This window comes from Sorangium sp. So ce145, assembly GCF_051525985.1.
In the GTDB taxonomy this organism is placed as follows: Bacteria; Myxococcota_A; Polyangia; order Polyangiales; family Polyangiaceae; genus Sorangium; species Sorangium cellulosum_B.
The window spans coordinates 1,106,975-1,121,216 of the sequence record NZ_CP150315.1 but is presented as its reverse complement, the minus strand read 5'-3'; the positions used below and the strand labels follow the sequence as shown (position 1 = coordinate 1,121,216).

At 72.5% G+C, this 14,242-nt stretch carries 10 protein-coding genes; 7 read left to right on the top strand and 3 right to left on the bottom strand.

Annotation, left to right across the window (positions count from 1 at the left end):
* Nucleotides 1-65 precede the first annotated feature (65 nt).
* The gene (locus WMF34_RS04195; protein WP_437992483.1) at nucleotides 66-884 is read right to left on the bottom strand and encodes an MXAN_6577-like cysteine-rich protein; all 819 of its coding nucleotides are present in this window, start codon (nucleotides 882-884) and stop codon (nucleotides 66-68) included.
* An 802-nt stretch (nucleotides 885-1,686) separates the two neighbouring features.
* Nucleotides 1,687-2,367 (bottom strand): tRNA (guanine(46)-N(7))-methyltransferase TrmB, encoded by a 681-nt coding sequence (trmB, locus tag WMF34_RS04190; RefSeq protein WP_437992482.1) that lies wholly within the window; start codon nucleotides 2,365-2,367, stop codon nucleotides 1,687-1,689.
* 111 nt (nucleotides 2,368-2,478) lie between these two features.
* Here trmB and WMF34_RS04185 point away from each other — a divergent pair, with 111 nt between their 5' ends.
* From WMF34_RS04185 to WMF34_RS04155, 7 genes are all read left to right on the top strand, one after another.
* Entirely contained in the window at nucleotides 2,479-4,710 is a 2,232-nt protein-coding gene (locus WMF34_RS04185; protein ID WP_437992481.1) for a hypothetical protein, read from the top strand.
* Nucleotides 4,711-5,104: 394 nt separating this feature from the next.
* On the top strand, nucleotides 5,105-7,444 hold the full coding sequence (locus WMF34_RS04180; RefSeq protein ID WP_437992480.1) for a TonB-dependent receptor: 2,340 nt from the start codon (nucleotides 5,105-5,107) through the stop codon (nucleotides 7,442-7,444).
* Nucleotides 7,445-7,612: 168 nt separating this feature from the next.
* Nucleotides 7,613-8,113: a chemotaxis protein CheW gene (locus tag WMF34_RS04175; RefSeq protein ID WP_437992479.1), complete on the top strand. Its 501-nt coding sequence runs from the start codon at nucleotides 7,613-7,615 to the stop codon at nucleotides 8,111-8,113.
* A gap of 167 nt (nucleotides 8,114-8,280) precedes the next feature.
* A complete protein-coding gene (locus WMF34_RS04170; RefSeq protein WP_437992478.1) occupies nucleotides 8,281-8,634 on the top strand; it encodes a response regulator in 354 nt (117 codons plus the stop codon).
* Between the two features lie 108 nt (nucleotides 8,635-8,742).
* The gene (locus tag WMF34_RS04165) at nucleotides 8,743-9,291 is read left to right on the top strand and encodes a YfiR family protein (RefSeq protein WP_231864679.1); all 549 of its coding nucleotides are present in this window, start codon (nucleotides 8,743-8,745) and stop codon (nucleotides 9,289-9,291) included.
* Nucleotides 9,292-9,428: 137 nt separating this feature from the next.
* Entirely contained in the window at nucleotides 9,429-10,988 is a 1,560-nt protein-coding gene (locus tag WMF34_RS04160; RefSeq protein WP_012233413.1) for a methyl-accepting chemotaxis protein, read from the top strand.
* Nucleotides 10,972-13,164, top strand: coding sequence for a hybrid sensor histidine kinase/response regulator (locus WMF34_RS04155; RefSeq protein WP_437992477.1), 2,193 nt, complete (start codon nucleotides 10,972-10,974; stop codon nucleotides 13,162-13,164). Before WMF34_RS04160 ends, WMF34_RS04155 begins: the two co-directional genes overlap by 17 nt.
* Before the next feature lie 30 nt (nucleotides 13,165-13,194).
* Here WMF34_RS04155 and WMF34_RS04150 read toward each other — a convergent pair whose 3' ends face one another.
* Nucleotides 13,195-13,986, bottom strand: coding sequence for a hypothetical protein (locus WMF34_RS04150; protein ID WP_157906437.1), 792 nt, complete (start codon nucleotides 13,984-13,986; stop codon nucleotides 13,195-13,197).
* Nucleotides 13,987-14,242 lie beyond the last annotated feature (256 nt).

Here is a 14,242-nt window from a genome sequence, read left to right as displayed (position 1 = left end):
CGCTTATTTTCCGGCGGCCGGTCGTCATCGACCGGTGTTTCTGGCGGGATTTCTGAGACGCGGAACTAGCGACAGATACCCGTGACGCAGTTCTGTCCGTCGGAGCAGACGGTGCCGCACCCTCCGCAGTTGCTCTCATCGTTGCTGAGATTCACGCATCGGTTATCGCAGTACGCCAGCCCCGCATTGCACGTGCACTCGCCAGCGGTGCAGAACGAGCCACCGCCGCATATGTTGCCGCACGACCCGCAGTTGAACTGATCGAGGTTCGTGTTGACGCAAAGCGGATCGCAGTAGGTCTGCCCCGCCAGCGGGCATGTGCAGGCGCCGGCCTGGCAGGTCGAGCCCGCTTTGCACGTGGTGCCGCAAGCCCCACAGTTCATGGCGTCCGTCTGCGTATCCACGCACAAGGGGTCACAGAAAGTCTGGGTCGGGGGACACGGAGGTTCGCTGGCCCCACCCTGTCCCCCCGAGCCGTCGAGGCCACCTTGCCCCCCCGCGCCGCCGTCCCCGCTCCCGCCTTGCCCTCCGGCGCCCCCGAGCCCGCCCGCGCCGCCGGTGCCACCCGCGCCGCCGTCCCCGCTCCCGCCTTGCCCTCCGGCGCCCCCGAGCCCGCCCGCGCCGCCGGTGCCACCTGCGCCGCCGGCGCCGCTCCCGCCTTGCCCTCCGGCGCCCCCGAGCCCGCCCGTGCCCCCCTGCACGTCTCCACCACTCCCTGCGTTCCCGCCGGTAGCGCTACCCGTGCTCGTGGTGGTGGAGCCTGACGTGGCGCTCGTCTCCTCCTGGGTGCTCTCGCCGCCGCCACATCCGACCATCGGTACCGAACAGACCGCCACACCCGCCAGCCAACCCAGGATCCCCATGTTCACGCGCGCACGATGCATGTCGTCCTCCAGATGTAAGAGGTAAGTGGAGTCGTGCCAACATCACGGCTTTCTCTGGGCAGCTTCGACGACTCCCATGCACCGCTGTCGCTACCGACGGCGCGCGCGGCTCAGCTTTTTCTCATCTCGGGTCCGAAAGAGCGACAGCCTCTGTTCGGGGCAGCACGGAGAGCCCAGGACGAGCCCTTCACCCGAAGCCTCGCGTCCCCCATCACAGGTGCGCGCGCATCGCTGCAGGGCGCATGACCCTCAACACCGACCGGCCGGCCCCGTCCTTCATAGGGCGAGGAGGCGCTCAACTCCTACTCTTGCGACGCCACGACGGTGTCGGTCCACGACCAGGGTCGGCGACGCACATGCGGCGATGGGCGCTGCTCCGAGCGCAGGCTTGGCTCCCTCTCCCGATTCGGCAGCACCGTAGCGGCCACCGTGCGTGCTCCGGCGGGGATCCCCAGAGCTCGAGCACGCCTGCTGAGCAGCGCGCGGCGCTGCTCGTCAGCCATTCTCCATCTAATCCTCGTCGTCACTCTCCATCTCGGTGTTCGGCGTGGGCCGAGAGACATCGTCTTCCTGCCGCAGCCCGACTACACAACGAAGGAGCCCGCGACCGCCAGTCGCCATATCAGCGCGCTTTGCAGGAGCTCCTGGCCGCGCGAGTACAGCTCGCTCCGCCACAGGCCGCCGTGATGGACGCCTGAGCGAGGATCGCCGCGGCGACTGCTGTCCACGCGAGGATCGAGAGCATGACGTGCAGCGTAGCCGCCATCCGCCTCACGCGCGCCGTCGAGCGCGTCCAGCCGGCTCAGCCGGCGTCTTGGCCGGGATCCAGCGGCGCGCCGCCGGCCGCGCGCGGCCGCCTCCGGTAGCGCAGCCGGCTCACCGGCAGCCCGTCGGCGATCGCGTGGTGCTCGCGGGGGCTCCTCGCGCCGTAGGGGTTCTCGGCGAGGTGCGGCGAGCCGGGCGCGTCGCCCGCCGGCTCGAACGCGGGGTGCGCGCCGATCTGGTCGGCGTAGAGCGCGCCGCGCTCCTCGACGTCGGTCTGCACGAAGAGCTCGCCACCGTCCACGAGAAGGCGCGCGAGGCTGTCGAGCAGCGCCGGGCCCATCACGAGGCGCTTCGTGTGGCGCTTCTTCCACCACGGATCCGGGAAGTGCAGGAAAAACCGTGTGATCGACGCGTCGGGCCGGAGCCGTGCGAGCGCCTCGCGCGCGTCGGCGTTGAGCGCCCGCACGCGGCCGCCGAGGCCGCCCTTCCGCAGGCGCCCGTCGACGATCGCCGCCCACTTCAGGCGGATCTCCAGCCCGAGCAGCCGCGCCTCGGGGCTCGCCGCCGCGCGCTCGAACAGGAAGCCGCCGCGGCCAGGGCCGATCTCGATCTCGACGGGGCCGGCGCCCGGGATCAAGGCGTCGATGGAGACGTCGTCGCCGTCAGGGAAGCGAGGCGCGTCGGCGTAGGGGTGGTTCGGGCGCGGCTGGAAGACCATGGAGCCCCGGCGCTCTACCAAATGCCGGCCGCCCCCGCGCGGGAAATCCGCCGGCCACCCGGCGCGGGAAATCGCTGTCCCCCGGCGGCACGGTGGTATGCGTCGGGCCCCATGGCGGCACCTCCGGCCCCCTCCCGGCTGCGCGCCCTCGCCGCGCGCGCCCTCCCCTATGCGCCCGCCCTCGCCGCGAGCGGCGCGCTCGGCGCGCTCTGCATCAGGGCGATCCTTGCGCAGGCCGGGAGCCCGGCCCTGCCGCTCGACGACGCGTTCATCCACATGCAATACGCCCGGCGGCTCGCCGAGGGCGGTTTCTTCAGCTTCGTCGCAGGCGACGGCTACTCGAGCGGCGCAACCAGCCTGCTCTGGCCCGTGCTGCTCGCCCCCTTCCACGCGCTCGGCCTGCGCGATCTCTCGCTCGTCTATGCGGTCTGGGCGCTCGGGCTCGTGTTCCACGCCGCGCTCGCCGTCGAGACAGCGCGCCTCGCGCGCCCCCTCGCCGGCGCCGCGGCCGCCGCCGGCGCGGGCGCGATGTGCGCCGGGTTCGCCGCATTCGCGTGGTTCGCCTGGAGCGGGATGGAGACGGTCGCCTTCGCCTGGATCCTCACCCGCACCGCCCGCCTGGCAGCGGCGCTCTGCGAACCGGCATCGCCAGAGCCCGCCACGGACAGCGCCACGCCCGCGCTGCCGCCCGGCGCGCCCGCGCTGCCGCCCACCGCCCCGATCGCCCGCTCCCTCGCGCTCTGCGGCTTCGTCGCGCCCCTGCTCCGCCCGGAGGGCGCGCTCGCCTCCCTGCTCGCCGCGATCGCGCTCGCCCTCTCGGCGTCACGCGCTGTGCCGCAAGCGCCCCTCGCGGCGCCGCCCCTCTCCGCTCCATCCCCCTCCCGCAGCGGCGCTCTCTGGCACTCCGCGCGCTCCGCGCGCTCCGCGCGCTCCGCCGGGCGCCTGCTCGCCCTCGCGCCGCTCCTCGGTCCGCTCGTCGTCCCGGCCTTGAACCAGCTGCTCGCGGGCCACCCGACCTCATCGACGACGTCCGTCAAGTGGCTGATCGGCAACCCCAACTACGACGGACCGACGCTCAGGGCCGCGCTCCTCGACAACGTCTGGCTGCTCGTGACCGACGTGATCGACGGCGGCCAGTGGACGGCCGTCTTCCTCCCCGAGGGCTCCGCCGCCGTCATCGCCCTCGGCGCCGTCGCGCTCGCCGTGGCAGCGCACCGGAGGGGCCGCCCAGCGCACGCCGCGATCGTGGGCGCCCTCGCGCTCGGCGCGCTGCTGCCCTGCACGTACCTCAGCTTCCTCTGGAACCGCGTGCGGTACGTCTGGCCCTTCGCGCCGGCGTGGATCGTCATGGCCGCCTGCCTCGCGCGCGAGCTCGGCGACGCCGCCCAGCGGCTCCGGCCCTCGCTCCACTACGTGACGCCCCTCCTCGCCGGCGCGTTCGCCGGCGCCCTGGCCGCGCGGCTGCCGTGGGCCATCGGCGACCTCGCCAACTCCGCCCGCGCCATCGATCGGCAGCAGGTCTGGCTCGGCCGCTGGGCCGCGCGGCACCTGCCGGAGGACGCCAGGATCGGCGTCAACGACACGGGCGCGCTCGCCTACTTCAGCGGCCGCAGGACCTTCGACGTCGTGGGTCTGACCACCGAGGGCGAGGCGCGCTACTGGGTGGCCGGCGCCGGCTCCAGGTTCGAGCACTACGAGAAGCTGCCCCCGGAGCGCCGGCCGACCCACTTCATCGTCTACCCGCACTGGATGGCGTGCCCGCCGGTGCTGGGCCGCGCGCTGGTCGACGCCACCGTCGAGGATCAAGCCATCCTCGGCGGCACCACGATGATCGCCTACGAGGCGCGCTGGGACCTCCTCGGCTCAGGGGCGCTGCCGGTGCGGTCCGTGCCCGGCGAGCGGATCCTCGACGAGCTCGACGTCTCGGACCTCGAGTCCGAGGCGGCGCACGCCTATGCGCTCGATCCGCTCGCGGACCAGCGCAACCTGGCGATCGCGCTCGCCGCGCCCGAGAGCAGCGCGCCAGGGGAGCTCGACCCCACGCGCACGGAGCTCGCGGACGGCGGCCGCTACCACCGGACCGCCGATCGCTTCGTCGTCCACCTCGCGGCGCCCCCCGCCGAGGCGCGCCTCGTGCTCCGGGTGGCCTCGGACGACGGCGCCGAGCTCGCCGTCTCCGTGGCGGGCGAGGCGATCGGCACCGTCGACGTGCCGCGCGGACCGTGGGTGGAGCGGGCGCTGCCCCTCCCCGCCGCGCGCCTCTCGACGCCGGCCCCCATCGCGATCACCTTGCGCCGCGGCGCTGGATTCCACGCCTTCCATTACTGGATCACCGGGCGCTGACGCCGGCCCCGCGCGCGGCCGCTCACCGGGGAACACCACACCTTCTCACATCGACTCCCATCGAGTCACACCCCGGGAGCAACTCCCGCTCCCGAGATGCGCTCTCGAGAGTCGAGAGCGCGCCGGCTGTCCTGAACGCTCCACGTCGAGCGTTCAGGACAGCCGTTGACGCATCCGGGCATTCGTGTAACATCGGGATGTTCGCGCAATACGGCAAGTCAGCGAACACATCCGTTGCAGACTCGTGGGGGAGGCCGGGCAGCGCGCGCCCGCTGGCGCCGCCGCGTACAGCCATGGCCGGCGGTCCAGGCGTGCTCCAGGACCTCGGGCCGCCGGCTCGCCGGCTCGCCCCGATCCCGTGCGCCTTGCCCGGCGCTCGAATGTGGGGGAATCCATGCGCAAGTCGGCTTTGCTCCTCTGCTCGCTGCTCTGCCCGCTCGGGGCGGCGGGCTCCTCCTGGGCGCAGCCCCCGGGGAGCGAGGCGCTGGCCGGCGGCGATGACGGCGGTCAGGGGCAGTTCCTCTCGCTCGATCTCGAGGAGCTGCTCAACGTGAAGGTCTCGTCGACTGGCTTCTTCGAGACCGAGAGCAAGACGTCGACCGGCCAGGCGCGCCTCTACGACGCGCGCACGCTGAAGCTCTACGCCGTCCGCTCGCTCGACGACCTCTTGCAGGCCCACCAGCCCGGCGTCCTGATCGGCGAGCACGAGCGCACCTCGCGCCTCATCGGCGTGCGCGGCGTGCTCATCGACAACAACGCCAAGACGCTCGTCATGGTCGACGGCGTGAACACGAACATGCGCGCCCATTTCGGCGCCATCGGGAGCACGCTGGCCGTGCCCCTCACCGGAGACATCGAGCGGGTCGAGGTGATCCTCGGCCCCGGCGCCATCGTCCACGGCTCCGGCGCGATCAGCGGGTTCGTCAACGTCCTCAGGCCCACGGGGATCACCCGCCCCGGGCTCTGGGGCAAGGCGTCGTATGCCTCCGGCGACACGCGCACCCTGGAGGTCAGCTACGGCGGCCTGCTCAGCGAGAAGCACAACGCCGATTGCTTCCTCTACTTCGGCCACGCCGACAACGAAGGAGAGCTGCCCCAGGCGCCCCGGCCGAACACCGCGGAGCTGTATGGCAAGGCCTACGCCGGCGTCACGACGTCTCCCTTCCTGCGCCACACGCGCGTCAACGCCCTCGGCGAGCCGAGCTACAAGGGCTTCGGCCGCTTCCGCTACGGCTCCGAGCGCAGCCCCGTCAGCGTCGACCTGCGGCTCGACTACGCGCAGACGTCGATGATGGGCAACGCGCCGAACAGGGCCATGACCCGCGAGCAGCTCGCGGGCCAGTGGTCCGACAGCAACACCGGCCATGTGCGGCAGCGGACGTTCACCGTCACGCCGGAGATCCACGTCCACCTGTCCAGGCAGCACAAGGTCGAGCTGGTCCCGACCTTCTCGGCTTTCGAGACGGCCCTCGTCCCGGCCGACTGGGTCGCAGACGAGATGGCGAAGGCCTCCAATCCGGTCCCGGGCGCAGGGGTCTTGCCGGTCGGGGGCCTCGGCGAGGAGCACCGGGACATCAAGGCGGTCTACAAGACGACGGCGCTGCCGAACAGCCAGATCGCCATCGGCGCGTCGGCGAGCCACAAGCGCTTCAGCGGCCAGAGGTCCCGCTGGGGACGGCTCTACGGGACCGCCTTCGAGTCCCCGGAGAGCTTCTCGTGGACCGAGCTCGCCGCGTTCGGCGAGAGCACCGCCACCTTCCACGATCTCACCGTCTCGGCGGGCCTGCGCTTCGATCACACCGACTTTGGAGAGCTGAACCTCCGCGCGGGCCTCTCGCGCGAGCCCGAGCCGGTGAACAGCCCCTCCTACCGCGTCGCGGCCGCCTACGCGATCAGCGACACGCAGAACGTCAAGCTGTCCTACCAGAAGGGCTTCCGCTTCCCGGACGCCGCTTACTTCAACTGGCTCGAGCAATTCAACGCCGCCTTCGAGGACGAGCCCATCGCGCCGCTGCCCTCGCTCGTTCCGGAGTCCTCCCACCTCGTGGAGCTCGACTATGTCGTGGGCCTGCTCGACGAGCGCCTCGCCCTCGACGTCGCGGTCTTCTATGAGCGCTATAAGAATACCCTCGGCTGGGTGTCGTGGGATCAGGTGCGGCCCGAGGACTTCGAGCACCACGTGGCCCACAACCCCAGGCACCCGTCCGCGGGCGGCTGGTGGGGCAGCTTCTCGAACAGCACCGCCGACGTCGACGCCCTCGGCGGCGAGATCGGCGCGATCGGCGACCTCGGCGGCGGGTTCGCGGGGGACCTCTGGTACAGCGTGTCGAAGCCGTTCGGCGCCGAGAGCGACCTCAACATCCTGACCAACTGGGACGGCGAGACCTGGGCGAACTACCCCATCCACCTCGTCAAAGGCCACCTGAGCTACAGCGCCAGCCGGTTCACCGCGGGGCTCGCCGCGACCTTCCGGACTGGCATGAACAGCCACGGCTCCAGGGACGCGCCCGCCCACGACACGGACGAGCTGCCGCCCAGAGATCGGCTGGCGGCGCGATCGGCGTTCAACCTCGACGCCGCTGTGTCCTTCTCGCCGATCGAGCGCGTCTGGGTCTCCGTGTTCGGCAAGAACCTCACCTTCAACAAGGTCCCTCCACCGTCCTACGCCTCGCACCGGCTGATCATCACCACCGGTCGCCCCTACGTGGGCGCCTCGGTCGAGGCGTCTTACTGACGCCGCCGGCCTGGGCGGGAAGGCGGCCCGCGCGGGAAGGCGGCCCGCGCGGGAAGGCAACGCGCACGACAGCGACAGCAGAACCGACGTCAGAAATCTCCTGACACCGCGCAGCCCGATACGAATGCACCTCCCCGGCGTCTGCCCTTGTGATAAATCGAGGACACCTTGTCCGAAGCAATGAGCCAGGTTCACGATCTGCGCGACGACGCCCCGGACAAGGGCCTGCACGAGAGGGCCGTTGTCGATTTCCTGCTCTTCGACATGGGCGCGGTGACTTTCGCGCTGAGGGCGCGGCAGGTGGAAGAGGTGATCGCGTGGCGCGCCCCCTTGCCGCTGCCGCGCACCGACCCCCGGGTGATGGGCATCCTCCAGGACCGGGGGAGGATCATCGTGATCGTATCGCCCGTCCTCGCGGAGCCGGCGGCTACCCCGCTCCGCATCGTCGTCTGCCGCGCTGCGCGCGGCTACCTGGGATTGCCCGCCGGCAAGACGCGGTGTGTCGCCGCGGTCGAGGTGTTCGGGGAGCCCGTGCCGAACGCTGTCGTCGACACCAGCGAAGGAGCAGTGACCTTCCTCGACGTGACCCACCTGGTCGACGCTTCCGACGCTGCGCCTCGGCCCTTCGTGACGACGCGCGAAGCTCAGGGCATCTGGTCGAATCCATGAGCGTTCCGAGCTCCCGATCCCCTGCGTCCAGGGCCAGACCGCCGCTCGATTCGGCCGATGAGACGCCCCCGGCGAGCGCGGCCCCGCTGTCGCGCACGCCGGCGAGCACGCCGACAACCGCGCCGACAAACACGCCGACGACCGCGCCGGCAAACGCGCCTGTGCTCGTGATCGACGACAGCGAGATCGCCCGAGAAGAGGTGTCTCGCGTGCTGCACTCTGCCGGTTTTCAGGTGCTCGCGCTCCCCTCCCCCATCGGGGCGACGCAGGCCATCGTGCGGCACCAGGTGCGCGTCGTCGTCCTCGACGTCTTCATGCCCACCATCCGTGGGGACCGGCTGCTCACCCTGTTCCGGAAGAACCAGCGGCTCGGGCAGCTCAGCGTCATCCTGATGTCCGGGCACTCCGAGCGGGAGCTCGAACAGCTGAAGCTGGAGGTCCAGGCGGACGCGGTCCTCTCGAAGCGCCACCTCGATCGTCTGCCGGCCCTGGTCAAGCGGCTCGCCGGCAAGGAACGCTGACGTGGGGACCGCGGTCGCCTGATGCCACGCCCGTCGAGGATCCGTCCGCGATCGTACAGAGCTCGCCAGCGGAACATGGTGTCTCCGATCTCGACGATTCGAATGCTGATGGCCGCGGCCCTCCTCACGACCGTGAGCACCGAGAGCCGCTCTGCCGCCTCCGTCCCCTACGAGCTGCGGGGCGCCATCCTCCTGCGATCGATCGGCTACGAGAGCGGGTTCGCGAGCCGCGCGGGCACGGCCGTGCTCGCGATCGTCGGGGCGGAGTCGGGCGCGAGCGCGGAGGACGCGAGCGCGATGGCGGCCGTGCTCTCCAGGCTGGCCGCGAAGACGACCGTGGCCAAGCGGCCGGCATCCGTCCTGCGCGTGACGTACAGCGGAAGGGCCCAGCTGCAGGAGGCGCTGCGCGCCGCCGGCGCCGAGGTGGTCTATGTGGCGCGCGGGCTCGCCGCCGCCATCCCGGACATCCCGTCGCGCGAGGGAGCCGTCGTCCGCATCGTCGTGTGCGGCGACGGCGACGACACGAAGCGCGGCTGCGCCGTCGCCGTGGGGCTCTCGGGCGCGAAGCCCGAGCTCCTGCTGAACGTGAAGCACGCCAACGCCATCGGCCTCCGCTTCGACCCGCAGCTCCTCCGGCTCGCCCGCATCGTCGAGTGAGGCCCTCGCGGCGTCCGTCACCGGACACCGCGCATCGCCGCTCGCAGGTTCACGGCTCACGGTTCACGACTCGCGATCTCCCAACGCCCATCCAGCGCCCCTCGTTCAGCGTCCGCCATCGCCGCCCCTCACCCGCCATGCTCAACTTTCGCTCTATCCGCTGGAAGATCGCCGCCCTCGTCGCGTCGGTGGCCATCGTGCTGTCGGCGCTCGATCTGTGGCTGATCCCCGAGCACGCCGCGCGGGCGAGCGAGGCCGAGCTGCGCGAGCGCGCCGGGATCCTCGCCACCATGCTGAAGGAGCCCATCGGCGTGGCCATGGACCTCGAGCAGCCGCCGGAGACATTCCCGGACACCCTGCGCACCGCGATGACCGATCCCCTGGTGAGCTGGGTGGCGGTCTACGACGCGAGGGGGCAGCGCATCGCCGCGATCGGCGCGGCGCAGGCGCCCGAGGGCGCGCGGGGCCGGGGCGACGCCGGCGTCGTCGTCAGCGAGGCCCCGATCCGGTCGCGAAACGGCGATCGCCAGCTCGGGACGCTGGCCGTCGGGCTGCGCAGCGACCGGATCGCCGAGCGCCGCGCCGACGCGCGCAGGACCATCGCCCTGCAATCGGCGGGGATCGCGCTGCTCGGCCTGGGCCTCGCCTGGGTCATCTCGGCGCGCATGACGCGCTCGATGGCGCACATCAAGGAGGCGGCGGACCGGATCGCCCGCGGCGACGTCTCGGCCCGGCTGTCCCTCAGGATCTCGGACGACGAGCTCGGGGACATGGCCAGCGCGTTCGAGCGGATGAACACCCAGCTGCGCGAGCTCCAGGAGACGGCCGCGCGGGTCGCGGGCGGCGATTTCACGTGCAAGATCACCGGCGACGGGGAGCTGTTCGCCGCGTTCCGCTCCATGGTGACGAGCCTCCAGGAGCTCGCCTCGCGGATCGGCAACACCTCGGCGGAGGTCGCGTCGGCCGCCGCCGGCATGTTCTCGTCGGTGCGCGAGCAGGAGACGAGCGCGAGCCAGCAGAACGCGGCGCTCGAGGAGATCCGGCGGACCGTCGAGGCCCTGACCGCCAGCGCGGATCACATCGCGAAGGACGCTGCCACCGTGCACGAGATGGCGCAGCGGAGCCTCGTCAGCGTCCAGCACACGGCGGAGCAGACGCGCCTCGTCAGCTCCCACTCGGACCGCATCGGCGAGATCCTGTCCTTGATCCAGAGCATCGCCGACAAGTCGGACCTGCTCGCGCTCAACGCCGCGCTCGAGGGCACGAAGGCCGGCGAGGTGGGGCGCGGGTTCTCGCTCGTGGCCGCCGAGATGCGCCGCCTGTCCGAGCACGTCATGGACTCGGTGCGCGACATCCGCAAGCTCGTGGCGAACATGCACGCGGCCTCGCACGCGTCCGTGCTCGCGACCGAGGACGGGATCAAGCTGGCCCGCGACACGGCCGCGGCCGCCGCGCAGATCTCGGACGCGGTGGACCACCAGCGCGAGGGGACGGCGCGGGTCAAGACGGCGATCGTCAACATCGTCGGGGCGGTGAACGACACGCTGACGAGCAGCGTGGCCGCGACGCGCTCGGCCGAGTCGCTGCTCCAGCTGTCGCACGTGCTCAAGACGACGGCGAAGGCCTTCCGGGTCAAGCCGCTGGGGGCGACGGCCGGCAAGCCCGAGAGCGCGGAGGCGGATGAGGAGCCGGGCTGATCTCGTCGCCGCCTTCCACCGGACCATGCCGGACCGCGTGGCCCAGGCGACGGACCTGTGGCTCGGCTACGAGCAGGGCCAGAGCGGCAACCTGCAGGTGCTGCGCCGGCTCCTGCACACGCTGAAGGGCGAGGCGCACATGCTGGAGCTCGCCGCGTGCGGCGACCTGGCCGAGCTGGCGGAGGACGTCATCGACGCGGTGCGGGGCGGCGCGCGCCCCACGCAGCTCACCGGTGACAGCCTCCTCGGCGCGCTGGAGGGGCTAGGGCTCCTGTCGGCGAGCCCCGACGCCGGGGCCGCGCCCGAGCTCGATATCGTGAAGGAGACCCTCCGCGCCGCGCGCGCGGAGCTCGGCGGCGGCGGCCCGCCCGCCGGCGAGCTCGCGACGCCGCTCGTGCCGGCGCTCGCACCGCAGTGTGATTCCGTGCACGAGAGCGTCCTGCCGCCGCGGCTGGACCAGCCCGACGCGCCGCCCGACCCCGCCCAGCCGACCGCCCGCGCGGCCCTCGACGCCGAGGCCGTCGGGGCGCTCCTGCAGGAGCTCCAGCGGCTCCACGGCGAGCGGGAGGTCATCCAGCGGCGGCTCCGCGAGTCCCAGCGCATGCTCCGCGCGCTGCTCGTCGAGATCGACCCCCGCGGCGCGGACGTGGATCGATTCGCGGAGCGCATCGCGAAGACGCTCGGCTATGGCGCGGAGATCGAGCGCCTCCTGAGCGCCGTCCGGGCGGACTGGTCCAGCAACGAGTTCGCGGCGGGGCGCGCGCTCGGCGAGCTCGACGAGGTGGTCCGGAGGGCGTCGGTCGTGCGCACCGAGCGCCTGCTGAACCAGGTGTCGCTCGCCGCCCGGAGCGCGGCGCGCATGCTGGGCAAGGACGTCGAGGCGCGGGTCGAGGGGACGGGGCTGCTCGACGCGGCCGTGGAGCGCCGCCTCGAGCCGGCGCTCCTGCACCTCGTGCGCAACGCCATCGACCACGGGATCGAGCCGGCGGACGTCCGGGCGCGCCGCGGCAAGCCCGCGCGCGGGACGGTGGCGGTGACCGTGGTCCAGACCGACGCCGCCGTGCGGGTCGAGGTGAAGGACGACGGCGGCGGGGTCGACTTCGCCCGCCTGCGCGAGGTGCTCGCGCCGTCGGTCCCGGGCGCCGCGACCCTCGACGACGCCGAGCTCATCCCGTACCTGTTCGCGCACGGGCTCACGACGAGCCGCAGCGTCGGCGCGATCTCGGGCCGGGGCGTCGGTCTCGACATCGTGGCGCGCGAGATCGGCGCGCTGGGCGGGCAGGTACGGGTCGACTCGAAGCCCGGGCTCGGCACGACGATCGTGCTCGTGGTGCCGAAGAACCTGCACGGCGAGGAGGTGGTCCCCATCTCCAGCGGGCGCTTCCGGTGCGCGGTGCCGACGCACGCCGTGCACTCGGTCGTGCTGCTGGAGGACGAGGAGCTCCTGCGCGCCCCCGACGGGCCGCGCGTGCGCCTGACCAGCGACGCCTGCGCGGAGCTCGCGCCGCTGTACGCGCTCGGGGCGGTGCTCGGCGACGGAGGCCCGCCCGGGCCCGGGGACGCGGCGCTCGTGCTGCACCACGCCGCGGGCCTGTTCGCGGTGAGCGTGGACGGCTACGAGAACCCTCGGCTCGTCGCGCTCGTGCGCTCGGAGGAGATGCCCCTCACCTCGCCGCTCGTGCGCGGGGTGGCGCCGACGGCGGACGGCGAGGCGATGCTGCTCCTCGACGTGGAGCGGCTGTTCGCGTACGCCCGGCAGGCGCCGCGGGACGCGCCCTTCACCGCCGCCGCCGAGCAGAAGCGGGAGCCGCTCGCGCTGGTCGTGGAGGACGCGCCCGTCGCGCGGGAGCTGCTCTGCGCCATCCTGCGGTCGATGGGGCTGCGCGTGGAGGAGGCGAGCGACGGGCGGGAGGGGCTCGCGCGGGCGCGGGCGGCGCCGCCCGACCTGGTGCTGACCGACCTGGAGATGCCCTACATGAGCGGCCTGGAGATGGTGGCGGAGCTCAGGCGCTCGCCCGGGCTCGCCCGGGTGCCGGTCGTGGTGCTGACGACGGCGGCGCAGGAGCAGAGCGAGGCCGCGCTGCGCGGGCTCGGCGTGCGGGCGGTGCTGTCGAAGCAGCGGTTCGTCGAGGAGGAGCTGCGCCGGATCATCGCGGCCAGCCTGGGGGGCGCGTGACGGCGCGCACGCCCAGCGCCCGCGCGACCGTCACTTCTCCGCGGAGGCCGCCGGCAGCGCGACGGCGATCTCGACGCGCCCCGGAGGCAGCTTGGTCTCCCCGAGCGCGGCGGCCGCGGGGTCGTGCTCGGCGTACCCGACCGCCGACAGCCGGGCCCCTGCCACCGAGCACTTGTCCTGGAGCGTCTGCGTGACGGTCGCCGCCCGGACCGCGGAGAGCTCCCACGGCGTCGGATAGGCGGCCTGCAAGGGGGCCGGCACCGAGGCCGGAGGACCGCTGACCGCGCCGACGCGCAGCGGCGCCTGGCCGCCGCCGCTCGCGGACAGCGCGCCCGAGACCTGGCACAGGAGGGCTTGCCCCTGCGGGCTCACGTCGACCGTGTTGGGGAGGAACACCGCGCTCTCTGAAAGCGCGACGAACGCCTGTCCCTCCGCGACCGCGACCGCCGCGACCCCTTTCTTGACGTGCTTGTCGAGCTTCCCCGCGAGCTCCGCCTTGATCTGCCCGACCCGCTCGACGCCCGACTTCTTCGCGGCCTCGGTCTGCTGCCGCTCCGCCTCGCCCTTCTCGATCTGCGCCGTCTTCGCCTCGAGCTCCCCGCGCACCTGGCTCAGCGTCTGTTCGAGCTCTTTGGCCCTCTGGTTCGACTTCCGCTGCTCCTCCAGCAAGAGCACGTGAGCGCGGTGAAGCGGGACGTAATATGCCGCCACGAATGCGGCGGCCGCGACGAGGAGGAGCGCCGGCATCACGCGCATCCAGCGTCGGAAGCTGGACGATCCAGCGCTGTTGCCGGCCGCGATCGCCTCATCCGCGATGTTCATGACTGCCTCCATGCTCCGCCGCCATCGCCGGCGAGAATACCGGCATGGCGAGGATCCCGCCAGCGCCACGGGTCACACCTCACTCATTGCAAAAATCCGCACCGTCTCGAAAGCACGCGGCGCCTCATGTCAGTGTGTACGGTGCGCTCGCGCCGTGGCATCCTCGGGGACGCAAGGGAGGACTTTGTATGAAACCGCCGCCCCTTCCGGCCAGGCGCCCGGCGCCGCCCGTTCCGGCAACCGATGATCGCGAGAG